The organism is Klebsiella sp. 18074 (assembly GCF_902705905.1).
GTDB lineage: Bacteria > Pseudomonadota > Gammaproteobacteria > Enterobacterales > Enterobacteriaceae > Klebsiella > Klebsiella terrigena.
Window position 1 is genome coordinate 326,516 of record NZ_CACSIS010000002.1, and the last position, 22,505, is coordinate 349,020.

Sequence of the window (22,505 nt, forward strand, 5' to 3'; positions counted from 1 at the left end):
CCTCCCGGGGGGAGGAAGCGCGGTGATGACTAGTCGCGAGCGCCGATTTCACGCAGCGGACGGCCCTTCATCAGGTTACGTTCGATATGTTCCAGCGAAACGTTTTTGGTTTCCGGAATAAGCCACAGGGTCAGGAAGATGAACAGGATATTCAGGCCGCCATAGACCCAGAAGGTGTTCGCGCTGCCCAGCGAGTTCAGCATGGTCAGGAAGGTCGCACCGACAATCATGTTGGCAATCCAGTTGGTGGCCGTGGAGCAGGTGATGCCGAAATCGCGGCCCTTCAGCGGCTGAATTTCTGAACACAGGACCCAGATTAGCGGGCCAGCGCTCATTGCGAAGCCGACGATAAACATCAGCAGCATCAGCACGGAGAAGTACTGCGCGGTCGTGGAGTGGATGCCGATATGCATCATGCTGCCCAGCACGCCCATGCCGACGGCCATGACGATAAAGCCGAGGATCAGCGTTGGCTTACGGCCCCAGCGGTCAACCAGGCCGATCGCGATAAAGGTCGCCAGCACGTTGGTCAGGCCGACGATAACCGTGCCCCACATCTGCTCGGTGGTGTTGGCGTAGCCCGCCAGCTCAAAGATCTTCGGCGCGTAGTACATGATGACGTTCATCCCGGTGAACTGCTGCATCACCTGCAGCAGGACCCCGAGGAACACCGCGCGGCGGAAATTGCTGTTCTCTTTAAACAGCTCCCAGCCGGACTGTTTGACCTTCAGGCTTTCACGGATTTCATCGAGCTCACGTTTGGCTTCCGCGCTGGTATCACGCAGGCGCAGCAGCACGCGCTCAGCGTCGACAAAGCGGCGTTTTGCGGCAAACCAGCGCGGGCTGTCCGGCAGGAAGAAGACGCCAATCAGCAGCAGAATGGCCGGGATGATAATGACCCCGAGCATCCAGCGCCATGCGCCGCTGTAGCTAAACGCGGTATCCGACAGATAGGCGCCGAGAATACCGATGGTGATCATCAGCTGATACATCGAGATCATGCTGCCGCGAATTTTCTCCGGCGCAATTTCCGAGAGATACAGCGGGGCGGTGTAGGAGGCGACGCCTACCGCCAGGCCGAGCAGTATGCGGGAGATCAGCAGCACTTCAACATTCGGCGCGGCGGCGGAGCACAGCGAGCCGGCAACGAACAGGATGGCGCCGATCATCAGGCTTTTCTTACGGCCCAGCTTGAAGGAGAGCCAGCCGCTGCCGACCGCACCGACCGCGGCGCCGAACATCATGGAGCTCACCACCCATTCCTGAGTGTGAGCGGTAATCTGAAACTCGTTGGCAATAAAGGGTAGGGCACCCGCAATGACGCCGATATCAAGGCCAAAAAGCAGGCCGGCCAGTGCGGCGAGGAAACAGACAAAGAACGTCATCGTTTTGTTCGAGCGCCCTTGTTTTTTGTTGTCAGGCATAACGCCCTCCAGTTGAGTTATTGATTCTGTCGCTGCTTAGAGTAGGGGAGTGCGTAGCAAAAAAATGTGATTGCAATCACGCCTGTGTAATCGCTTACACCAAGGTAAAGAAACGTAATCAATAAATATTTATATAAATCAATGTAGTATGTAATTTTAGTCAATGGGGTGAAAAACGGAAATCAGACTTTCCTGAAATGGTATGTAACATTGTGAAATACTGCTTCATTAACGCTGATCTGGAGCTAATTAATGGCTTCCAATCTGATGTAATCGCTTTCATTTTCTGCACAGCTTAGGAATCGGAGGGCGGAGGGGCGCGGCGCGAAGAGGGGAAGAAGTAAAGAAAAAGGCCAGCACGAGGCTGGCCTTTGAAACGGTGAAGCGCGCGGTTATTTCAGGCCGGCAGCTTCGCGCAGCAGAGCAGCTTTGTCGGTTTTTTCCCATGGGAAATGTTCGCGACCAAAGTGGCCGTATGCCGCGGTTTCTTTGTAGATCGGATGCAGCAGATCCAGCATCTGGATCAGGCCGTACGGACGCAGGTCGAAGAATTCGCGCACCAGCAGAGTCAGCTGCTCGGTCGCAATTTTTTCGGTGCCGAAGGTTTCAACCATGATAGAAGTCGGTTCAGCCACGCCGATTGCGTAGGAAACCTGAATCTCACAGCGATCGGCCAGGCCTGCAGCGACGATGTTCTTCGCCACATAGCGCGCTGCGTAAGCCGCGGAGCGGTCAACTTTAGACGGATCCTTACCGGAGAACGCGCCGCCGCCGTGACGAGCCATGCCGCCGTAGGTATCAACGATGATTTTACGCCCGGTCAGGCCGCAGTCACCCATCGGGCCGCCGATAACAAAGCGGCCGGTTGGGTTGATAAAGAATTTGGTGGCGTTGCTCAGCCATTCGGTCGGCAGAACCGGCTTGATGATCTCTTCCATCACCGCTTCCTGCAGCGATTTCTGATCGATATCTTCCGCGTGCTGGGTCGACAGTACCACCGCGTCGATGCCGACGATTTTGCCGTCGTCATACTGGAAGGTCACCTGGCTCTTCGCATCCGGACGCAGCCACGACAGCGTGCCGTTTTTACGCACTTCAGCCTGACGCTGCACCAGACGGTGAGCATAGGTGACCGGTGCCGGCATCAGCACGTCGGTCTCGTTAGTGGCATAGCCAAACATCAGGCCCTGGTCGCCCGCGCCCTGCTCCAGTGGATCGGCACGGTCAACGCCCTGGTTGATGTCCGGAGACTGCTTGCCGATTGCGCTCAGCACGGCGCAGGAGTTGGCATCAAAGCCCATATCGGAATGCACGTAGCCAATTTCACGAACCGTATTACGGGTGATCTCTTCGATATCAACCCATGCGCTGGTGGTGATTTCACCGCCAACCAAAACCATGCCGGTTTTGACATAGGTCTCACACGCAACGCGGGCTTTCGGATCCTGTTCCAGGATCGCGTCAAGCACGGCATCGGAGATTTGGTCAGCAATTTTGTCTGGATGCCCTTCTGATACGGACTCGGACGTAAAAAGGTGTTTTGCCATGTTTTATTTTACCTGTGGAGTATTCGTATAGCTCATACTGTTGTGTGGATTAGCTTTGGTGGATGATTCTACCAAAGCCTGCAGGTAGTGACACGAGCAGTCTGAGTGTTAATCAGTATAGATGGATTAACTTCTGGACGGCTATTTTAGGTCAAGTCTTAATCCCATTTCCAGACTTTTTTGATGCGCATCGCATTTATGCGTAATAGCCGGTGGAAATTTTTCCTGCCAGATGCGGCAACGCGCATATTTTTATTTTGCATTTTAGCCTGCTTCTCGGTATAAAACGCCGCGCACGGCTCATTATGACAGCGCACGAAGAGTACCTCGTGACGCCACTTCCAGCCGGGTTAAGCACTCTGTATTGACAGAATCCCGCAGCGGCCTTTGCGCCTGCTGCCAGATAGATAGCTTTGGCTTGTCGCTGGCCCGTTTCGGGGCAGTGTGGAGGTGATACCAGATAATGAACCCACGTTTTTCACCTGATTCGTCGCGTCGTTCCGTCGCGCGTCACTATCCCGCAATCTGCATCTCTTTCATGCACACCTGCCGATGTTCTACCCATCTCGGCGCTTCTCAGGATTCCAGGGCCGGAAGGTCGTCAGAAAACTGAACAAGGGCTCTCTTGCCGCTATCGCAAGGGTTTTCTCGTGGTTTCTCCGGACTGTCACATTAGGTTCGGGTACGTGTTTTATTATCATATGAAGAAGAAACCGGTCGCGCAGCCGCAGCGCCAGCACTATCTGCTGGGGTTTAGGACTGTTCATGGGTTGTTATCGCGTCTTTGGACTGCGATAGTAGTTAACTGTCTTACACTTATTATTAAAAATTGAGGTTCGCTATGTCTGACGACATGTCTATGGTTTCGCCTTCGTCAGCAGGCGAACACGGTGTACTACGTTCTATGCAGGAGGTGGCGATGAGCTCCCAGGAAGCTAGCAAAATGCTACGTACTTATAATATTGCCTGGTGGGGTAATAACTACTACGACGTCAACGAGCTGGGCCATATCAGCGTTTGCCCGGATCCTGACGTACCGCAAGCGCGCGTCGATCTTGCCGAATTAGTTAAAGCGCGTGAAGCGCAGGGGCAGCGCTTGCCTGCACTGTTTTGCTTCCCGCAGATCCTGCAGCATCGCCTGCGCTCGATTAACGCCGCCTTCAAGCGTGCGCGCGAGTCCTACGGCTATAACGGCGACTATTTCCTCGTTTACCCGATTAAGGTTAACCAGCATCGTCGCGTGATTGAGTCGCTGATTCACTCCGGCGAGCCGCTGGGCCTGGAAGCCGGTTCAAAGGCCGAACTGATGGCGGTGCTGGCGCACGCGGGCATGACCCGCAGCGTGATCGTCTGTAACGGCTATAAAGACCGTGAATATATCCGCCTCGCGCTGGTCGGCGAAAAGATGGGCCACAAGGTCTATCTGGTCATCGAAAAGATGTCGGAAATCGCCATCGTGCTGGAAGAAGCCGCGCGCCTGAACGTGGTGCCGCGTCTTGGCGTCCGCGCGCGTTTAGCCTCGCAGGGCTCCGGTAAATGGCAGTCCTCCGGCGGCGAGAAATCCAAGTTCGGCCTCGCGGCGACGCAGGTTCTGCAGCTGGTTGAAATTCTGCGCGCGGCGGGGCATCTGGAAAGCCTGCAGCTGCTGCATTTCCACCTTGGCTCGCAGATGGCCAACATTCGCGATATCGCCACCGGCGTGCGCGAATCCTCACGCTTTTACGTCGAGCTGCATAAGCTGGGCGTCAATATCCAGTGCTTTGACGTCGGCGGCGGCCTGGGCGTGGACTATGAGGGCACCCGTTCGCAGTCCGACTGCTCGGTGAACTACGGCCTCAACGAGTACGCGAACAATATTATCTGGGCGATCGGCGACGCCTGTGAAGAGAACGGCCTGCCGCACCCGACGGTGATTACCGAATCCGGGCGTGCGGTCACCGCGCACCATACCGTGCTGGTCTCCAATATTATCGGCGTCGAGCGTAACGAATACACCGAGGCAACTCCGCCTGCGGAAGATGCGGCGCGCCCGCTGCAGAGCATGTGGGAAACCTGGCAGGAGATGCACGAGACCGGCAACCGCCGCTCGCTGCGCGAATGGCTGCACGACAGTCAGATGGACCTGCACGATATTCACACCGGCTACTCTTCCGGCACCTTCAACCTGCAGGAGCGCGCGTGGGCGGAGCAGCTGTATCTGAACATGTGTCACGAAGTGCAGAAACAGCTCGATCCGAGCAACCGCGCGCACCGTCCAATCATTGACGAGCTGCAGGAGCGGATGGCGGATAAAATTTACGTCAACTTCTCGCTGTTCCAGTCGATGCCGGACGCGTGGGGTATCGATCAGCTGTTCCCAGTGATGCCGCTGGAAGGGCTGAACATGGTGCCTGAGCGCCGCGCGGTGCTGCTGGATATCACCTGCGACTCCGATGGCGCTATCGATCACTACGTCGACGGTGACGGGATCGCTACCACCATGCCGATGCCGGAATACGATCCTGATAACCCGCCGATGCTGGGCTTCTTTATGGTCGGCGCCTACCAGGAGATCCTCGGCAACATGCATAACCTGTTCGGTGATACCGAAGCGGTTGACGTGTTCGTCTTCCCTGACGGCAGCGTTGAAGTTGAGCTCTCCGACGAAGGGGATACCGTGGCCGATATGCTGCAGTACGTGCAGCTGGATCCGAACACGCTGCTGACCCAGTTCCGCGATCAGGTGAAAAACTCCGGTCTCGACGAGGCGCTGCAGCAGCAGTTCCTCGAAGAGTTCGAAGCGGGCCTGTACGGCTACACTTATCTGGAAGACGAGTAACATGCTGCGCGCCCTCTCTGGTGAAGGAGGGGGCAACAGGTCACGCAAACGCGATACCGACTTGAACCCGCATGCATTAACGGCGATAATTCGCCCAACAAGCAGTTACCCTATTCAAACCCTTCCTCGTCGGGCCTAACGACGCGGAGGGGTTTTTTTATGTGCATTTTTAATACTATCGCCTGTAAAAAGAGGTCACACCCATGAGCACTTTAGGTCATCAATACGATAATTCCCTGGTCTCTAACGCGTTTGGTTTTTTGCGTCTGCCGCTGAACTTCCAGCCGTACGACAGCGACGCCGACTGGGTGATCACCGGCGTTCCTTTTGATGCGGCAACCTCCGGCCGCGCGGGCGGGCGTCACGGTCCTGCGGCGATCCGTCAGGTTTCCACCAACCTCGCCTGGGAAGGCAACCGCTTCCCGTGGAACTTCGACATGCGCGAGCGTCTGGACGTTGTCGACTGCGGCGACCTGGTTTACGCCTTCGGCGACGCGCGCGACATGAGCGAACGTTTGCAGGCCCACGCTGAGAAGCTGCTGGCGGCCGGGAAACGTATGCTTTCCTTCGGCGGCGATCACTTCGTCACCCTGCCGCTGCTGCGCGCGCACGCTAAGCATTTCGGTAAAATGGCGCTGGTACATTTCGATGCCCATACCGACACCTACGCCAACGGCTGTGAGTTCGATCACGGCACCATGTTCTACACCGCGCCGAACGAAGGCCTGATTGACCCGAACCACTCGGTGCAGATCGGTATCCGCACCGAGTTTGACAAAGACAACGGCTTTACCGTGCTGGATGCGGGCCAGGTTAACGATCGCACCGCTGACGATGTTATCGCTCAGATCAAACAGATCGTTGGCGATATGCCGGTCTATCTGACCTTCGACATTGACTGCCTGGATCCGGCGTTTGCGCCGGGTACCGGTACGCCGGTGATCGGTGGGCTGACCTCGGATCGCGCGATCAAGCTGGTGCGCGGCCTGAAGGATCTGAACATCGTTGGGATGGACGTGGTGGAAGTGGCCCCGGCCTACGATCAGTCCGAGATCACCGCCCTGGCGGCGGCGACCCTGGCGCTGGAAATGCTCTATATCCAGGCGGCGAAAAAGGGCGAATAAGCCCTAAGCGCTCACTGCTGCTGCGCGACGCATGCGCAGCAGCAGCACGCCTCCGGCAAGCAGGGTAACGACCTGTGACGCCACCAGTACCGAAAATCCTGAACTGACCGACCCGACCGACTTCATCACCAGCCCCATCAGCAGCGGGATAAACGCCGCGCAGATATTGCCGATACCGTTAATGATGCCGTAGGCGCTGCCTACCGCCCCCTTCGCCGCGTGATGCTGCACCACCGCCGGTATCGCCGCCCCCTGAAGCCCCCAGAATATATTGGCCGACAGCATAAACAGCGCTAGCCACGCCGGCTGGTGGCTGAGCATCAGCGCCAGTATCGAGCAGGCCGTCAGAAGGCCGCCGCTTATAAACAGCAGCGGAGCCTGCTCGGGACGCATTTTATCGAGCAGCACGCCGCCCAGAAATTTAGAGCCCAGGCTGAGCAGAAAGGGGATCGCCGCCAGAACGCCGGTGGCCTGTAGCGAGAAGTGATGCTCATCGCGTAGCCACGCCGGCAGCCAGGCGCTGCTGCCCCACAGATAGCTGAGGGTGGCGATCTCGACCAGCAGGATCCAGCCGAGGAGCGGCGTACGCCAGGCCAGCTGAAACGTCTGCTTAAAGCCGGCGCGAGACCTTTGCGTCGTCGCAGCAGGAGCCGGCAGGAAGCGCCAGATCAGCCCGCCGCCGAGCAGCAGGTTCAGCGCGGCCAGGCTGTAAAAAGAGCCCTGCCACCCCTGATGCCCGATTAAAAAAGTGACCAGCGGGAAGCCCACCGCCAGCCCCAGCGAGACCCCGAGCGCGGTGACCGCGTTCGGTTTGCCGATCTCGTCGGCGGCGAAGCTGTCGCTGATAAACCGCGTTTTGAGCGAAAACAGCGGCCCCTCCGCAATACCTAGGATAACGCGGGCGATCAGCATCCCGAACAGCGATCCGAGCAGCGGAGAAACGGCGCACACCGCGGCCCAGATAGCGATGCTGATTAATAGCCCCTGCCGATAGTGCAGCCGGTTTTCAATCACCGGCGTTAAGAGTAGTGCCGACACTCCATAGCCCACGAGAAAGCAGGTCATCAGCATTCCCTGTAACATTCTGTTTTCATTTAGCTGAAAGTGGGCCGCAAATTCGGGGTTAAGTATCATCACTGAGATATTTACCCGGTCAATATAAGAGATGATAATTAACAACATCAGCGCGATTGTTCCCTGCCATCTTGCGGTCATGATTATTCTTTTCTCCCGGTCAATTATGAATCAAGGACGCTGTTTTTAAATAACGGTGATAGTTACGGATGTAAAATGGTTAACAGGTGAAACTCGTTGTTTTAAAAAGAATTTATTGAAAGTTGTTTCACCGGTGAAACTTTATGTTTAGCCGGCTTTATCATTTTTAATGATTGTATGGAAAAGAAGTCAATAGTCATTTTCGAAAAGTTAAGCGCCTGCTGAATTTATTTTCACGCCCACCTTTTAAATATCACAATTTCATATTACCGCAATTTTTCGTGATCGATTGCACACTTAGATAATTAAATCACGGTCGGTTAACAAATCCTTCACATTGCCGCTTGACGAAAGATTGAACGCTTTTATATTGACCGTATTAAATAAGAAACAGAGTTTCATATATGAAACAAAGCCTGGAGGATCGTGATGAGCTGGATAGGCGTATGTGACGCAGAGCAGGTACAGGAAGATTTCCCTTATAGCGGCAATATCGACGGTAAAGAGATCGGCATTTATCTGATTGATGGCGAGTATTACGCGCTGGAGGACGTGTGTCCCCATGCCTATGCGCTGTTAAGCCAGGGCTTTGTGGAAGACGGCAAGGTTGAATGCCCGCTGCATGAAGCGGTATTCGATGTGAAAACCGGTCAATGCCTGCACGGTCCGGGCGGTCGTAGCCTCAATCGTTACCCGGTGCGGGTATTCGACAATCAGATTCAGATTACTTTTATCGAGGAGAGCGTGGCATGAGCGAAACCCTGAACTTCAACCCGGCGCTGCCGGAAAGCCGCCAGTTTACGCCACCTGCAGAAGGCGGGAACGGCAACATTCATAAGCCGGGCGACTATCACAACCTTATCTGGCAAACCCGCAGCCGCGTCCCGGAAAACTGGGAGCTGCAGCTTATCGCCACCCTTGAAGGGCTGTTTGAGCAGGGCGCAGAGAGCCTGGCGCAGCTGGTAGACGGGCTGAACGACCTGAGAATGCACGACCAGCAGGGCGAACCGTGGAGCGAGGCCAGCTTCGAGGCTTTTTTGCAGGTAAACGGATACTGAGGACATAGCGATGACGACAACGGTACAAAACTATCTCGATAAAGGTTTACGCGGCCTGTGGTATCCGGTGCTGGCAAGCTGGGAGGTGCAGTCCGCGCCGGTAGGCATCACCCGCCTCGGCGAGCAGATCGTTATCTGGCGTAATAAAGACGGCCAGCTGCAGGCGCTGGAAGACCGCTGCCCGCACCGCGGCGCGCGCCTGTCGATGGGCTGGAACCTCGGCGATCGGATTGCCTGCTGGTATCACGGGGTGGAAGTGGCCGGCAACGGCGAAGTGAAAGATGTACCGGCAGTCGATAAATGCCCGCTGGTGGGCCAGCAGTGCGTACGTAGCTACAACGTCCAGGAAGCGCACGGGGCGATCTTCTTATGGTTTGGCGCCACGGCGAACCAGCAGCCGGAGGAGCTGACCTTCCCGGAAGAGCTGGCTAACGGCGACAAATACAGCAACTTCCTCTGCACCGCCGCGTGGAAATGCAACTATCAGTACGCGCTGGAAAACGTCATGGATCCGATGCACGGTACCTATCTGCACTCCTCTTCGCACTCGATGGCGGAAGGGGAGCGTAAAGCGGACATGGTGCTTCAGCCGACCAAAACCGGCTTTATTTTTGAGAAGAAGGGGCAGAGCGGCGTCAACTTTGACTGGGTAGAGCTCGGCAACAGCGGCGCCTGCTGGATGCGCCTGTCGATCCCGTATCAGAAACGCTTTGGGCCAGGAGGCCACTTCTTTATCGTCGGCATGGTGGTGCCGGAAGATAACGACAACTGTCGGGTCTTTTTCTGGCGTATCCGCGGCGTGCAGGGCTGGCAGCGCGATATGTGGCGCTTCATGTACCGCAACCGCCTGGAAAAACTGCACTGGGAAGTGCTCGAGCAGGATCGCGTGGTGCTGGAGAGCCTGGCGCCGAACGCCCGCGACCACGAATATCTCTATCAGCACGACGTCGGACTGTCGCGCCTGCGCCGCATGATGCAAAAAGCGGCTAAAGAGCAGCTGGCGGCGCGCGAAGAACAGCAGGGCGCCGCCTGATGAACGGGCTGCTGAACGGAAAACGTATCGTGGTGACCGGGGCCGCGCGCGGGCTGGGCTATCACTTCGCCAAAGCCTGTGCGGAGCAGGGCGCGAAGGTGGTGATGTGCGACATCCTCGAGGGCGAACTGGCCGAGCGCGCGCATGGGCTCAGTGAACAAGGTTTTGCCATCGAGTCTTGCGTTATCGATCTCGCCGATCCGCACTCAATCGCGCAGGCGTTTAGCGCGATTGGCGAACGAGGTCCCATTGACGGACTGGTGAATAACGCCGCGATGGCCACCGGCGTCGGCGGCAAAAATATGATCGATTACGATCCGGATCTGTGGGATCGGGTGATGTCGGTTAACGTCAAGGGCACGTGGCTGGTGACCCGGGCGGCGGTGCCGCTGCTGCGTGAAGGCAGCGGGATCGTTAACGTGGCGTCGGACACCGCGCTGTGGGGCGCGCCGCGCCTGATGGCCTACGTCGCCAGCAAAGGCGCGGTGATCGCCATGACCCGCTCAATGGCGCGGGAGCTCGGGGAGAAGCGCATCCGCATTAACGCTATCGCCCCGGGGCTGACCCGCGTGGAGGCCACCGAGTACGTTCCGGCTGAACGTCATCAGCTGTATGAGAACGGCCGGGCCCTGAGCGGCGCACAGCAGCCGGAAGATGTCACCGGCAGCGTGGTGTGGCTGCTCAGCGAGCTGTCGCGGTTTATCACCGGGCAACTGATTCCGGTCAACGGCGGATTTGTTTTTAACTAAAGAGGCGAGGCGGTATGGCAAACGAGCGGGAAGTGAAGTATCTGGTGCCGGGCCTGGAGCGGGGGCTGGAGCTGCTGCTGGCGTTTGGCGAGCAGCATCGCGATCTGACCTTCTCCGAGCTGCATCGGCTGGTGGATATGCCGAAAGCGACCGCTTATCGCGTGGTGCAGACGCTGGAATATATGGGCTTTCTGGAGCGCAATCCGCGCACCAATACCTTTTCGCTCGGGATGAACGTCCTGCGTCTTGGCTTTGAATACATCGCCTCGCTGGATGTGGCGCAGGTCGGTCAGCCGGTGATTGAGCAGCTGCGCGATACCAGCCAGTGCAGCAGCCACCTGGCGATCCGCGACGGGCGGGACATTATCTACATCGCCCGGGTCAGCGCCGCCGGCTCGCGCATTAATCAGGTCAGCATCGGCACCCGCCTGCCGGTCCACTGCACTTCGCTTGGCCGCATGCTGCTAACCGATGTCTCCCGCCGCGAGTTCGAGCAGCTGTTCCCTGACGAGCGGCTGCCGGGCAATACGCCAGGGCAAATTCACGACCGCGAAGCGCTGTGGCAGATGGTGCAGCAGGATAAGGCGCGGGGCTTTGTGATCGGCGAGTCCTTCTACCGTCACGGCATCTCCTCCATCGTTTACCCGGTTTACGATCGCAGTGGACAGGTGGCGGCGGTGGTGAGCGTTCTGGTGCCGTCGGATGAGATCCCGCAGGCCGATCGCGAGCGGCTGCAAAACGATGTCAGCATGGCGGCGGACAAAATTTCTGGCTTCCTCGGGCATTTAGCTCAGGCTATTTAAATCAATACGTTAAATGCAGGCGCTTGGGTGCGTCGGGCATGTTTTACGCCCAAATCCGGGCGACCGAACGGTAAAGAGGCAACGAACGATGAGTGTAACCGGAATTGAAAAGCTGGAATTTGGCGTCGACGACCTGACCCACAGCGCCAAATTTATGCGTGATTTTGGCCTGACGAGCGATGCCGGCGGCCGGGGTTTTACCACCCTGAGCGGCGCCCAGATCATGCTCAACTCGATAAACAGCCCGGATCTGCCGCCCGCCTTTGAGGCGGGCAATACCCTGCGCCGGATGACCTGGGGCGTAGCGGACCGGGCGGCGCTGGAGGCGCTGCGGCCGAAGCTGGCGCAGCAGCCGGCCTTTCGCGAAGTGGACGGCGCCCTCGAATGCCAGGATCCGAACGGCATGACGCTGCGGGTTCAGGTGAGCCAGCAGACGCCGGTTGAGCTGGACGTCGAGCCGATAAACCAGTGGGGCGACGTGCGGCGAATTGATACGCCGAGCCCGGTTTACGAGCGCGCCCAGCCGATCAACATCGGCCACGTGGTGTTCTTCGTTGAGGAGCTGGCGGCGGTAGAGAGTTTCTACCGCGAGGTGCTCGGTTTCCAGGTGTCCGATCGCTATATCAACCGCGCGGTGTTCCTGCGCTGCGGCGTGCGCGGCGGGCATCACAATCTCTTCTTATTACAGCTGCCGACCCGCAGGCGCGGCCTTAACCACGTCGCTTTTACGGTGCGCGATATCCACGAAGTGATCGGCGGCGGGATCGCGATGAACAAAAGCCAGTGGAGCACCTTTATCGGCCCCGGCCGCCACCCGGTCTCTTCGGCCTACTTCTGGTACGTCAACAGCCCGACCGGCGGCGCGTTCGAGTACTACACCAACGACGACTATCTGACGGAAAACTGGCAGCCGCGCGAGCTGGAACACTCCCTGGTTTCCTTTACCGAGTGGGCGGTGGAGGGCGGTATCGACCACGACACCCGCCGCCAGCAGAAAAAGCCGGAGGCGGTATGACGGTGCGGATAGTGATTATCGGCGGCGGCCAGGCCGGCGGCTGGGCGGCAAAAACGCTGCGTGATGAAGGCTTTGACGGCGAGATTTGCATCATCGCCGAGGAGGAGTGGGATTTTTACGAGCGCCCACCGCTGTCGAAGGCGGCGCTGCTGGAGGCCGAACCGGCGCTGCCGCGTCTGTTTAGCGCAGAAGCTCAGCAGGCGCTGAACCTGAAGTGGTATCGCCCGCAGCGCGCGGAAGCCATCGACCGTGAGGCGAGAACCGTGCGCCTGAGCGGCGGCGAGCGGCTGGCCTACGACCGCCTGCTGATCGCTACCGGCGGCCGCGCCCGCCTACCCGGCGAGGCGTGGGCGCAGCATCCCCAGGTCTACACCCTGCGCCACTGGCAGGATGCCCGGCGCCTGAAGCAGCGTCTGGCGGCCAGCACCCGGCTGGCGATCGTCGGCGGCGGCTGGATTGGCCTCGAGATTGCCGCCTCGGCGCGTAAAAGCGGCGTCGAGGTCACGCTCTACGAACAGCAGCAGGCGCTGTGCATGCGCTCGGTAAGCAGCGAGGTGTCGCAGGAGCTGGAATGGCTGCACCGCGATCGGGGGGTCAACGTCCGCACGGGGTGCGGCGCGCTGGGCCTCGAAGATAGCGACGGCCTGCCGGTGATCCGCTGCGACGGCCGACGTCAGACCTTCGACGCGGTGGTGGTGGGGATCGGCGTCGAGCTTAATCTGGAGCTGGCGCAGGAGGCGGGCCTGCCCGTCGATCGCGGGATCGTGGTCGATGCCCAGGGGCGAACCGCCGATCCGGCTATTTTCGCCGCCGGCGATGTTGCCCGCCATCACCAGTACGGATTGTGCATTCAGTCGTGGGCCTTTGCCCAGAATCAGGCGGTAGCGACGGCGAAGGCGATGCTCGATCCGCAGGCCGAGGGCTACGACGAAGCGCCGTGGCTGTGGTCGGATCAATACGCGCACAATATTCAGATCCTCGGGATCCCCCAGCCGGGAACCCGGACGGTGATTCGCCGCGATGCCAAAGGGCCGCTGTTTTTCTCGCTCGATAGCGACGGCCGGCTCAGCCAGCTGGTGGCGTTTAACGATGCGCGCACCGTCAAGCTGGCGAAGCGTTGGATGGCGGCGGGGAGAGATCTTTCCGCCGTGCCGCTCGACGATCTGACCTTTTCGCTGATGTCATTGCGATAACACCCGCACACCCTTAAGGGGGAGAGATGACCACATTAGAGACAAACACCGCGCCCTCCGTGGCGGGCGGTGAGGGCGTCCACGCGCCTGAAAAAGCTGTTCGTTGGGCTATTCCGCTCGCGCTGCTGGCCTGCGTACTGCTGGCGTTCTTCGATAAAATCAGCATTGCGGCGCTGTTTTCCGATAGCCACTTCCAGCAGGCGATGGGCATCGGTTTTGATACCACGCGCCTCGGCATCCTGATGAGCGCCTTTTTACTGAGCTACGGCTTCTCCTCGGTTCTGCTCAGCGGGCTGGGCGATCGTATCGCGCCGCTGCGCCTGCTCACCGGCATGATGGTGGCGTGGTGCGTATTGATGGTGATGATGGGATTCACCCACAGCTACAGCACCATGATCGTGCTGCGCGTGCTGCTCGGTATCGCCGAGGGGCCGCTGTTTCCGCTGGCCTTCGCTATCGTGCGCCACACCTTCCCGCAGCGTCTGCAGGCACGCGCCACCATGCTGTGGCTGCTCGGCACGCCGGTCGGCGCGGCCATCGGCTTCCCGCTCTCCATCTGGCTGCTCAGCACCTTCGGCTGGCAAAGCACCTTCTTTGCGATGGCGATGCTGACGGTACCGGTGCTGATTTTTGTCCGTATCGGCCTGCGCGGGATCCAGCTGGAGGGCAAAACCTCCGCGGCTGCCAGCTCGCAGGAAGAGCGGCGTAACGCGCGTCGGGAGCTGTTTGTCAGCCCGCACTTCTGGATGATCTGCATCTTCAATATTGCCTTCCTGACCTATCTGTGGGGCATCAACGGCTGGCTTCCGGGCTATCTGATTGAGGGCAAGGGTATCCACCTGGAGCACGCCGGCTGGCTGTCGTCGATGCCGTTTATCGCCATGCTGCTCGGCGAAATTATCGGGGCGTTGCTTTCGGACCGGGTGGATAAACGCGCGGCCGCCTGCTTTATCTCGCTGGCCGGAGCGGCGGTGGGCCTCGCGGCGGTGATGCACTTCACCAGTCCGCTGACGGTTATCGCGGCGATGAGCTTTAGCACCTTCATGTGGGGAACCGGCGCCCCCAATATTTTTGCGCTGCTGGCGAAGGCGACCCATCCCCGGGTCAGCGCCACGGCGGGCGGGATTTTCAACGGGTTGGGAAACTTTGCCGGCGCCCTGTCGCCTGCGGTGATGGGCGCGCTGATCGCCTTCACCCACAGCATGGATTCCGGACTGATCTTTCTGGCGGTGATGGCGGTCGTAGGCTGTCTCCTGTTGCTGCCGCTGCTAAGACGTTACTGAGGAGAAGACGATGACAGATTCAAGCGTAACTGCAAAACAGGGTCTCAAGCCTGAGCACTTGACGATGGAAGAGTGGATTGAGTCGCGTATCGCGCGCTTTGAGGGGCGCAAATATGACTGGAACGCGCTGAAGTTCCAGGCCGATTTCGACCCGAAATACCGCCGCGCCCAGATGCGCTACATCGGCACCGGCGCCACCGGCGTCGCCAGCGATACCAATACCGTGGCGGCGGAGAACTTCACCTTCTCCACCATGGTGCTGCCGGCGAAGTGCGAAGGGCCGCTGCACCTGCACGATGACGTCGAAGAGGTGTTTTTCATGCTCAAGGGGCAGATAACCCTGATGGTTCAGGACGGCGATAGCTACACCGAAACCGTGCTGCGCGAACGTGACCTGATCTCCGTCCCGCCGGGCATCTATCGAGGGCTGTTTAACCACGGCGAAGAGGAAGCGCTGATGTGCGTGATGCTCGGCACCCGCAAGCCGAATATCCCGACCTATCCGCAAGATCATCCCCTGTCGAAAGTGAAGCGGGGTTAAGGAAACATGATGACGGGTTTTCGTGAACAGGGGAGCGGCACGCCGCTGGTGCTGCTGCACGGCATCAGCTCCGGCGCGGCCTCCTGGCATAAGCAGATGGCGCTGCCCGGCTACCGCGTGCTGGCCTGGGATATGCCCGGTTATGGCGAAAGCCCGATGCTGTCGGCCGAGCGTGCGGATGCCGGCGATTATGCCGAGGCGCTGGCGCGGCTGCTCGACCACGCCGGCGTTGAGCAGGCGGTGCTGGTGGGCCACTCGCTCGGCGCGCTGGTGGCCAGCGCCTTTACGGCAAAGTACCCCGGGCGCGTTCTGCGCCTGGTACTGGCCGATGCCGCTCAGGGCTACGGCCGGGCAAATGCCGTGCAGCGTGAAAAAATCTGGCAGGGCCGCCAGCAGCAAATGGCCGCCGGCGGCGAAGCGATGGCGCAGGGCCGGGCGGCGAAGCTGCTGCACCCCTGTACCGATGGGGCCAACGTTGCCGTCGTTGCCGCCGGGATGCGCAGGCTGCGCGCCGAGGGCTACCTTGCCGCGGCGTGGATGCTGGCTCATGACGATATTCACCGCTGGCTTGGCGATTTCCGCGGCCGCTTTGAGGCGTGGTGCGGTGAGCAGGACGCCATTACCCAGCCTGAGCTGGTGCACGGTCTGGCGCTGCGCTACCGCATGCCGTACGTCGGCATCCCGCGAGCGGGGCACGCCAGCTATCTCGATAACGACACATTTTTCAATCAACAGCTTTTACGGGTAGGGGAAGAGGTGCGCGATGAATGCACAAATTGAGGGACGCGTAGCGGTGGTCACCGGCGGGTCGTCAGGAATTGGCTTTGAAACGCTGCGTCTGCTGCTGGGAGAAGGGGCGAAGGTCGCCTTCTGCGGCCGCAATCCGGATCGGCTCGCCAGCGCCCATGCGGCGCTGCAAAACGAATATCCGGGAGCGAACGTCTTCTCTTACCGCTGCGACGTGCTGAAAGAAGACGAGGTGCAGGGCTTTGCCGACGCGGTAGCGGCCCGCTTTGGCGGTGCCGACATGCTGATTAATAACGCCGGCCAGGGGTACGTGGCGCACTTCGCCGATACGCCGCGGGAGGCGTGGCTGCATGAAGCTGAGCTCAAGCTGTTCGGGGTGATTAACCCGGTGAAAGCCTTTCAGGTGCAGCTCGAGCGCTCGGATATCGCCTCGATCACCTGCGTGAACTCGCTGCTGGCGCTGCAGCCGGAGGAGCACATGATTGCCACCTCCGCGGCGCGCGCTGCGCTGCTCAACATGACCCTGACGCTGTCGAAGGACCTGGTTGCCAAAGGCATTCGCGTGAACTCCATTCTGCTCGGCATGGTGGAGTCCGGACAGTGGCAGCGGCGCTTTGAGAATCGCACGGACAGGAGCCAGAACTGGCCCGAGTGGACGGCGGATATCGCCCGCAAGCGCGGGATCCCGATGGCGCGCCTCGGCAGGCCGCAGGAGCCGGCGCAGGCGCTGCTGTTCCTCGCCTCGCCGCTGGCATCGTTTACCACCGGCGCGGCGCTGGATGTCTCCGGCGGCTTTTGCCGTCATCTGTAAGGAGTTGAGATGAAAAAGATCATGCTCATCGGCTATGGCGCGATGGCGCAGGCGGTGATTGAACGGCTGCCGCCGCAGGTCGCTCTGGGCTGGGTGGTGGCGCGCGAGTCGCACCACGCGGCGATCCGCCAGCGCTTCGGCGATGCGGTAGCGGTGCTGGACGACCCGCAGTCCTGCGCGGAAACCCCGGATCTGGTGCTGGAGTGCGCCAGCCAGCAGGCGGTGGCGCAGTTTGGCGAAGCCATTCTCAGGCGCGGCTGGCATCTGGCGGTAGTTTCTACCGGCGCGCTGGCGGACAGCGAGCTGGAAAAACGCCTCAACGGCGCCGGAGGCCGGCTAACCCTGCTTTCCGGAGCGGTGGCCGGTATCGACGGCCTGGCGGCAGCGAAAGAGGGCGGTCTTGAGCAGGTGACCTACCGGTCGCGCAAAAGCCCGGCTAGCTGGCGCGGCAGCTATGCGGAAATGCTCATCGACCTCAATGCGGTCAGTGAAGCAAAAATCTTTTTTGAAGGCAGCGCGCGCGAAGCGGCACGCCTGTTTCCGGCGAACGCCAACGTTGCGGCAACCGTGGCGCTGGGCGGCATCGGGATGGACGATACCCGGGTACAGCTGATGGTCGATCCGATGACCCGGCGCAATACCCACACGCTGCACGTACAGGGCGCGTTTGGCGAGTTCCACCTGGAGCTCAGCGGATTACCGCTCGCCAGCAACCCAAAAACTTCCACCCTGGCGGCACTGAGCGCGGTTCGCGCCTGTCGCGAACTGGCATAGCGCAAAGAGGCGGCGATGGATGAGTTAAAGATTTTTATCGGCGGTCGCTGGCGCTACGGCGGCGGCAACCTGATGCACAGCCTGTTTCCGGCCGACGGCTCGGTCAATGCCACGCTGCATGCGGCAAGCCTTGACGATCTGCATGAGGCGATCGCGCTGGCCGAAAGCGCCTGGCGCCAGCCGGCGTGGCGCAACATGCTGCCCCATCTGCGGGCAAAGATCCTGCATAAAGCGGCGGATATTATCGAATCCCGTCTTGAGGAGCTGGCGCGGATGCAGAGCCGCGACAACGGCAAGCCGCTGGCGGAGGCGCGAGGCCTGGTGATGAGCGCCGCGGGCAGCGCCCGCTACTTTGCCGCCGCCTGCGAGCTGCTGGAGGGCGAACTGCCGACCCCGCGTCATGCGGATCTGCTGACGCTCAGCCGCTACGAGCCGCTGGGCGTGGTGGCGGCGATTACGCCGTGGAACTCGCCGATCGCCAGCGAGATGCAAAAAGTGGCCCCGGCGATCGCCGCCGGTAACGCGGTGATCCTCAAGCCGGCGGAAGCCACGCCGCTGATGGCGCTGGAGCTGGCGCGGATCTTCGAACAGGCCGGCCTGCCGGCGGGCCTGCTCAGCGTCCTGCCGGGGAAAGGATCGGTGATTGGCGACGCGCTGGCCCGCCACCCTCTGGTGCGCAAAATTTCGTTTACCGGCGGCACCAGCACCGGACGTCATTTGGCGCACGTGGCGGCGGAAAAGCTGATCCCGGCGTCGCTGGAGCTTGGCGGCAAATCGCCGACTATCGTGCTGGAAGATGCCGATGTTGAGCAGGCGGCGCGGGGCATCTGCTACGGCATCTTTAGCTCCGGCGGCCAGGCCTGCATCGCCGGCTCGCGGCTGTTTGTGCATGAAAAAGTCTATCCGCAGCTGATGGCGCGCCTGCTGGAGCTGACCCGCGGGCTCAGAATCGGCCATCCGTTTAGCGCGGAGACCCACGTCGGACCGCTGATTAATGAAAAGCACCGCGACAGCGTGCTGGAGTACGTCGAGCTGGCTAAACGCGAAGGCGGGCGGGTGCTCTGCGGCGGCGAGATCCCGGCGGATCCGGCGCTGGCGGCAGGCAGCTATTTTCAACCGACGATCGTTGAGGGGCTGACCAACACGGCCCGCGCCTGCCAGGAGGAGATCTTCGGCCCGGTGCTGGTGGCGATGAGCTTCAGCGATGAAGACGCGCTGATCCAGCAGGCCAATGATTCGGTTTACGGCCTGGCGGCCGGGATCTGGACGCGAGACAGCGGACGCGCCCTGCGCTTAAGCGATCGCCTGGAAGCCGGAACGGTGTGGATCAACACCTACAAGGTTTTCTCCATTTCGACCCCGTTCGGGGGCTTTAAAGAGAGCGGCCTGGGCCGAGAAAAAGGGATTCAGGGGCTAAAGGCCTGGATGCAACAAAAGAGCATTTATCTGGCGACGGGTAATAGCGTCAACCACTGGTGCGACTAAGAGAAGGGTGTGCAATGAGCGAAATGATAACCGTCGGCGAAGCCATCGCCAGAACGCTGGAGCAGTACAACGTTGAGGCTATTTACGGCGTCATCTCTATTCACAACCTGCCGATCGCCGATGCGGTAGGCCAGCGCGGAAATATCCGCTTTGTTCCGGCGCGCGGTGAGGCCGGATCGGTCACCATGGCCGACGCCCACGGGCGCTTTTCCGGACTGGGCGTGGCGTTGACCAGCACCGGCGCAGGGGCCGGCAACGCGGTAGGGGCGCTGGTGGAGGCGATGAACGCCTGTACGCCGCTGCTGCACCTCACCGGTCAGGTGGAGAAAGCCTGGCTTGATGCCGACACCGGCTTTATTCACGAAACCCGCGACCAGCTGACCTTCCTGAAGGCCAGCTCGAAGCGCGCGTACCGCATCAGCAATGCCAGCCAGGCGCTGGCTATCCTGCATAAGGCGATTCAGGAGGCGCAAACGCCGCCGTGCGGGCCGGTCTCGGTTGAGATCCCGATTGATATTCAGGGCGCGAAAATCCCGGCCTCGCTGGTGACCGCCGCGCTGAAAGCGGCCCCGGCGGCGAAGGCCGATAGCGCCACCGTTGATGCGCTGTGGGCGCAGCTCCGCCAGGCTAAACGACCGCTGCTGTGGCTGGGCGGCGGGGCTATCGGCAGCGCGGCGGCGGTGAAAAAGCTGGCCGATGCCGGGATGACGGTGATCTCCAGCACCCACGGCCGCGGCGTGCTGCCGGACGCGCATCGCGCCAGCCTGCGCGCCTTCCACAATTCACCGTCCGTTGAAGCGCTGATGGTGCAGTGCGATTTTACCCTGGTGGCGGGCTCGCGCCTGCGCAGCAATGAAACCCGCTCCTGGACCCTCGAGCTGCCGTCGCCAAGGGTGCAGATTGATATCGACCCGGCGGCGGCCAGTCGTAACTATCTGATGGATAACACGCTGATTGCCGACTGTGCCAGCCTGCTGGCGGCGCTGGCGGAAAAAGCGCAGGGGCGTGAATGGGGCAATGCCCAGTGGGATGCGCAGGTCAAAGAGGCGGTCGTGCTGGCGGATAGCGGGCTGCGCGAGCAGTGCGGCGCCTACGCGCAGCTGAACGATGCCATCGCGCAGGCGCTGCCTGACGACGGGATCCTGGTGCGCGATATCACCGTTTCCGGCAGCCTGTGGGGGAGCCGTCTGTTCCGCGCTCACGGCCCGTTAATGAACATCCACTCCTTGGCCGGGGCCATTGGCATGGGCCTGCCGATGGCGATCGGCACGGCGATTGCTAACCCGCAGCGGAAGGTGGTCGGCCTCGTCGGCGACGGCGGGCTGAGCCTGAATCTGGGGGAGTTGGCGACGTTGGCGCAGGAAAAGGCTAACGTCACGCTGATTGTCATGAACGATGGCGGCTACGGCGTGATGCGCGGGATTCAGGATAAGTATTTCGGCGGGCGTCAGTATTACAACGAGCTGCATACTCCGGATTTCACGCTGCTGGCGCAGGCCATCGGCCTGCAGGCGTGGAGCGTTGAGCGGGCGGAGGATTTCCAGTCGGTCATGACCGAAGCGCTGGCGATGCCGGGGCCGTCGGTGGTGGAGGTCAAAATGGGGCAGATTGGCGCGCTGCGTTTTGCCGGGCCGCCGCAGAAAACGCTGTATTAAGCCGTTTTCCCCTCTCTGGCGTTGCAGAGAGGGGAGTCGGGATTATTTAATGCCGTCGGCCTTCATGCGATCGCGGATGTGTTGAGCGCGCTCCTGCGATGCCGGGTGATCGTCAAACATTGAGCTCTGCCGCCCGGCTTCCAGCTTGGCCAGCTTTTCGAAGCTGGTGGCCAGTCCTGACGGATTAATTCCGCGCTTACGCAGCAGATCGTAGGAGTAGTCGTCCGCTTCGGACTCCTGGCGCTGGGAGAACTGCGAGTTCACCAGCTTTTCGCCAAGATCGCCCAGCTGAGACTGGGACAGGCTGCCGACGATACCGCCCGCAGACGCGGCGGCGGCGCGCACGGCGTTGGTACCGAGTGCAACCTGCATGCCTTTCTTCACGTGACCCAGCGCAACGTGGCCCATTTCGTGGCCGATAACCGCTTCCACTTCGTTATCGTTCATGATGTCCATCAGGCCGCTGTATACGCGGATGCAGCCGTTGGCCATCGCAAACGCGTTAACGTCTTTGGTTTCATACACTTTGTAGTTAACCGGCTGGCCGTTGATATTGTCGCCCAGCGCGGCGGCGATTTTATTCAGGCGCTTGCTGTATTCGCTGCCGGCGGGCGAAATAGTCGCCTTGCTATCCATCTCTTTACAGGCCTGGTCGCTGAGCGCTTTGACCTGCGCGTCGCTCAGAGAGTAGGCCTGGAAAGCCTCGGCGCCGGAGCTGAGGAGGGCGTTGGAGTCCATGTTCTGACATCCGGTAAGCGTTGCTGCAATCCCAAGGGCAAGAATAGTTGAGCGAATTTTCATTTTTTATCTTCCACAATCTTACGATTTTTTGTCTGAAAAAGGCGACGGTAAGCATGTCGCATCCTGCACAAATTATAAAGAGTATTGCGAGTTACGGGCGAGAGGATTCCGGGGCAGCACAACCTGTTCCGGAGATTTCTTAAACCACAAAAGGATGCTCCATGTACATGTTTTGTCGCTTGGGTTACATTGTTGTCACTTTTTTCCGGCGTAGCCCAAAACGCGCTCTCGTCAAGTCGTTAAGGGTATGGCCTTCAACAGTCCGAACTGGAGTCAAAATGTCCTCACGTAAAGAGCTTGCTAACGCTATTCGTGCGCTGAGCATGGACGCGGTACAGAAAGCCAAATCCGGCCACCCGGGTGCCCCGATGGGTATGGCTGACATTGCCGAAGTCCTGTGGCGTGATTTCCTGAATCATAACCCGAACA

22 protein-coding genes and 1 pseudogene are annotated in these 22,505 nt (G+C 60.1%); 19 read left to right on the forward strand and 4 right to left on the reverse strand.

Annotation, left to right across the window (positions count from 1 at the left end; translation table 11 throughout):
* Positions 1-29: 29 nt before the first annotated feature.
* Both GVK32_RS03175 and metK read right to left on the reverse strand, forming a co-directional pair.
* A complete protein-coding gene (locus tag GVK32_RS03175) occupies positions 30-1,424 on the reverse strand; it encodes a sugar porter family MFS transporter (protein ID WP_159865061.1) in 1,395 nt (464 codons plus the stop codon).
* 392 nt (positions 1,425-1,816) lie between these two features.
* The gene (metK, locus tag GVK32_RS03180) at positions 1,817-2,971 is read right to left on the reverse strand and encodes a methionine adenosyltransferase (RefSeq protein ID WP_159865064.1); all 1,155 of its coding nucleotides are present in this window, start codon (positions 2,969-2,971) and stop codon (positions 1,817-1,819) included.
* A 517-nt stretch (positions 2,972-3,488) separates the two neighbouring features.
* Between metK and GVK32_RS29465 the strand changes: the two are divergent.
* The 4 genes and pseudogenes from GVK32_RS29465 to speB all read left to right on the forward strand — a co-directional run.
* Positions 3,489-3,584 (forward strand): annotated as a pseudogene (locus GVK32_RS29465) (hypothetical protein); the annotation flags it as partial.
* 88 nt (positions 3,585-3,672) lie between these two features.
* Entirely contained in the window at positions 3,673-3,804 is a 132-nt protein-coding gene (gene yqgB, locus GVK32_RS03185) for an acid stress response protein YqgB (protein ID WP_128879443.1), read from the forward strand.
* A gap of 8 nt (positions 3,805-3,812) precedes the next feature.
* On the forward strand, positions 3,813-5,789 hold the full coding sequence (speA, locus tag GVK32_RS03190; protein WP_076946677.1) for a biosynthetic arginine decarboxylase: 1,977 nt from the start codon (positions 3,813-3,815) through the stop codon (positions 5,787-5,789).
* A 203-nt stretch (positions 5,790-5,992) separates the two neighbouring features.
* Complete coding sequence (gene speB / locus GVK32_RS03195) at positions 5,993-6,913, forward strand: agmatinase (protein WP_159865067.1); 921 nt, start codon at positions 5,993-5,995, stop codon at positions 6,911-6,913.
* Positions 6,914-6,916: 3 nt separating this feature from the next.
* Here speB and GVK32_RS03200 read toward each other — a convergent pair whose 3' ends face one another.
* On the reverse strand, positions 6,917-8,128 hold the full coding sequence (locus GVK32_RS03200; protein WP_159865070.1) for an MFS transporter: 1,212 nt from the start codon (positions 8,126-8,128) through the stop codon (positions 6,917-6,919).
* A 429-nt stretch (positions 8,129-8,557) separates the two neighbouring features.
* On the opposite strand from GVK32_RS03200, the gene GVK32_RS03205 reads away from it, so the two are divergent.
* From GVK32_RS03205 to GVK32_RS03270, 14 genes are all read left to right on the forward strand, one after another.
* Positions 8,558-8,881 carry a non-heme iron oxygenase ferredoxin subunit gene (locus GVK32_RS03205; protein ID WP_041147189.1) on the forward strand — a complete coding sequence of 108 codons (324 nt, stop codon included), beginning with the start codon at positions 8,558-8,560 and terminating at the stop codon, positions 8,879-8,881.
* Complete coding sequence (locus GVK32_RS03210; RefSeq protein ID WP_159865073.1) at positions 8,878-9,186, forward strand: recombinase-like helix-turn-helix domain-containing protein; 309 nt, start codon at positions 8,878-8,880, stop codon at positions 9,184-9,186. The genes GVK32_RS03205 and GVK32_RS03210 overlap by 4 nt, the downstream gene beginning before the upstream one ends.
* A 10-nt stretch (positions 9,187-9,196) precedes the next feature.
* Entirely contained in the window at positions 9,197-10,219 is a 1,023-nt protein-coding gene (locus tag GVK32_RS03215) for an aromatic ring-hydroxylating dioxygenase subunit alpha (protein ID WP_159865076.1), read from the forward strand.
* Positions 10,219-10,968 (forward strand): SDR family oxidoreductase, encoded by a 750-nt coding sequence (locus GVK32_RS03220; protein ID WP_159865079.1) that lies wholly within the window; start codon positions 10,219-10,221, stop codon positions 10,966-10,968. Before GVK32_RS03215 ends, GVK32_RS03220 begins: the two co-directional genes overlap by 1 nt.
* A 14-nt stretch (positions 10,969-10,982) precedes the next feature.
* Complete coding sequence (locus GVK32_RS03225) at positions 10,983-11,771, forward strand: IclR family transcriptional regulator (protein WP_159865082.1); 789 nt, start codon at positions 10,983-10,985, stop codon at positions 11,769-11,771.
* A gap of 88 nt (positions 11,772-11,859) precedes the next feature.
* Positions 11,860-12,786, forward strand: coding sequence for a VOC family protein (locus GVK32_RS03230; RefSeq protein ID WP_159865085.1), 927 nt, complete (start codon positions 11,860-11,862; stop codon positions 12,784-12,786).
* Complete coding sequence (locus tag GVK32_RS03235; protein ID WP_159865088.1) at positions 12,783-13,979, forward strand: NAD(P)/FAD-dependent oxidoreductase; 1,197 nt, start codon at positions 12,783-12,785, stop codon at positions 13,977-13,979. The genes GVK32_RS03230 and GVK32_RS03235 overlap by 4 nt, the downstream gene beginning before the upstream one ends.
* Before the next feature lie 26 nt (positions 13,980-14,005).
* Complete coding sequence (locus GVK32_RS03240; protein WP_159865091.1) at positions 14,006-15,262, forward strand: MFS transporter; 1,257 nt, start codon at positions 14,006-14,008, stop codon at positions 15,260-15,262.
* A 10-nt stretch (positions 15,263-15,272) separates the two neighbouring features.
* Positions 15,273-15,803, forward strand: a complete 531-nt coding sequence (locus GVK32_RS03245; protein ID WP_123708791.1) for a cupin domain-containing protein — start codon at positions 15,273-15,275, stop codon at positions 15,801-15,803.
* A gap of 9 nt (positions 15,804-15,812) precedes the next feature.
* Positions 15,813-16,583 (forward strand): alpha/beta fold hydrolase, encoded by a 771-nt coding sequence (locus tag GVK32_RS03250; RefSeq protein WP_159865094.1) that lies wholly within the window; start codon positions 15,813-15,815, stop codon positions 16,581-16,583.
* Complete coding sequence (locus tag GVK32_RS03255; RefSeq protein ID WP_159865097.1) at positions 16,567-17,361, forward strand: SDR family oxidoreductase; 795 nt, start codon at positions 16,567-16,569, stop codon at positions 17,359-17,361. Before GVK32_RS03250 ends, GVK32_RS03255 begins: the two co-directional genes overlap by 17 nt.
* Positions 17,362-17,370: 9 nt before the next feature.
* On the forward strand, positions 17,371-18,135 hold the full coding sequence (locus GVK32_RS03260) for an aspartate dehydrogenase (protein ID WP_159865100.1): 765 nt from the start codon (positions 17,371-17,373) through the stop codon (positions 18,133-18,135).
* A gap of 15 nt (positions 18,136-18,150) precedes the next feature.
* Positions 18,151-19,620 (forward strand): aldehyde dehydrogenase, encoded by a 1,470-nt coding sequence (locus GVK32_RS03265; protein ID WP_159865103.1) that lies wholly within the window; start codon positions 18,151-18,153, stop codon positions 19,618-19,620.
* A gap of 14 nt (positions 19,621-19,634) precedes the next feature.
* Positions 19,635-21,275, forward strand: a complete 1,641-nt coding sequence (locus GVK32_RS03270; protein WP_159865106.1) for a thiamine pyrophosphate-binding protein — start codon at positions 19,635-19,637, stop codon at positions 21,273-21,275.
* A gap of 42 nt (positions 21,276-21,317) precedes the next feature.
* On the opposite strand, the gene GVK32_RS03275 is transcribed toward GVK32_RS03270, so the two are convergent.
* Positions 21,318-22,076: a M48 family metallopeptidase gene (locus GVK32_RS03275; RefSeq protein ID WP_041147175.1), complete on the reverse strand. Its 759-nt coding sequence runs from the start codon at positions 22,074-22,076 to the stop codon at positions 21,318-21,320.
* Positions 22,077-22,354: 278 nt separating this feature from the next.
* Here GVK32_RS03275 and GVK32_RS03280 point away from each other — a divergent pair.
* Positions 22,355-22,505 (forward strand): hypothetical protein (locus GVK32_RS03280; RefSeq protein WP_172437399.1); only part of this gene is annotated, 151 nt, incomplete at its 3' end.

Coding starts and splice junctions, on each gene's coding strand:
- GVK32_RS03230 (WP_159865085.1), top strand. CDS start 11,860: ATGAGTGTAACCGGAATTGAAAAGCTGGAATTTGGCGTCGACGACCTG.
- GVK32_RS03240 (WP_159865091.1), top strand. CDS start 14,006: ATGACCACATTAGAGACAAACACCGCGCCCTCCGTGGCGGGCGGTGAG.
- GVK32_RS03270 (WP_159865106.1), top strand. CDS start 19,635: ATGAGCGAAATGATAACCGTCGGCGAAGCCATCGCCAGAACGCTGGAG.
- GVK32_RS03235 (WP_159865088.1), top strand. CDS start 12,783: ATGACGGTGCGGATAGTGATTATCGGCGGCGGCCAGGCCGGCGGCTGG.
- GVK32_RS03200 (WP_159865070.1), bottom strand. CDS start 8,128: ATGACCGCAAGATGGCAGGGAACAATCGCGCTGATGTTGTTAATTATC.
- speA (WP_076946677.1), top strand. CDS start 3,813: ATGTCTGACGACATGTCTATGGTTTCGCCTTCGTCAGCAGGCGAACAC.
- GVK32_RS03255 (WP_159865097.1), top strand. CDS start 16,567: ATGAATGCACAAATTGAGGGACGCGTAGCGGTGGTCACCGGCGGGTCG.
- GVK32_RS03175 (WP_159865061.1), bottom strand. CDS start 1,424: ATGCCTGACAACAAAAAACAAGGGCGCTCGAACAAAACGATGACGTTC.
- GVK32_RS03215 (WP_159865076.1), top strand. CDS start 9,197: ATGACGACAACGGTACAAAACTATCTCGATAAAGGTTTACGCGGCCTG.
- GVK32_RS03205 (WP_041147189.1), top strand. CDS start 8,558: ATGAGCTGGATAGGCGTATGTGACGCAGAGCAGGTACAGGAAGATTTC.
- GVK32_RS03275 (WP_041147175.1), bottom strand. CDS start 22,076: ATGAAAATTCGCTCAACTATTCTTGCCCTTGGGATTGCAGCAACGCTT.
- metK (WP_159865064.1), bottom strand. CDS start 2,971: ATGGCAAAACACCTTTTTACGTCCGAGTCCGTATCAGAAGGGCATCCA.
- GVK32_RS03210 (WP_159865073.1), top strand. CDS start 8,878: ATGAGCGAAACCCTGAACTTCAACCCGGCGCTGCCGGAAAGCCGCCAG.
- GVK32_RS03265 (WP_159865103.1), top strand. CDS start 18,151: ATGGATGAGTTAAAGATTTTTATCGGCGGTCGCTGGCGCTACGGCGGC.
- GVK32_RS03220 (WP_159865079.1), top strand. CDS start 10,219: ATGAACGGGCTGCTGAACGGAAAACGTATCGTGGTGACCGGGGCCGCG.
- GVK32_RS03245 (WP_123708791.1), top strand. CDS start 15,273: ATGACAGATTCAAGCGTAACTGCAAAACAGGGTCTCAAGCCTGAGCAC.
- GVK32_RS03225 (WP_159865082.1), top strand. CDS start 10,983: ATGGCAAACGAGCGGGAAGTGAAGTATCTGGTGCCGGGCCTGGAGCGG.
- speB (WP_159865067.1), top strand. CDS start 5,993: ATGAGCACTTTAGGTCATCAATACGATAATTCCCTGGTCTCTAACGCG.
- GVK32_RS03260 (WP_159865100.1), top strand. CDS start 17,371: ATGAAAAAGATCATGCTCATCGGCTATGGCGCGATGGCGCAGGCGGTG.
- yqgB (WP_128879443.1), top strand. CDS start 3,673: ATGAAGAAGAAACCGGTCGCGCAGCCGCAGCGCCAGCACTATCTGCTG.
- GVK32_RS03250 (WP_159865094.1), top strand. CDS start 15,813: ATGACGGGTTTTCGTGAACAGGGGAGCGGCACGCCGCTGGTGCTGCTG.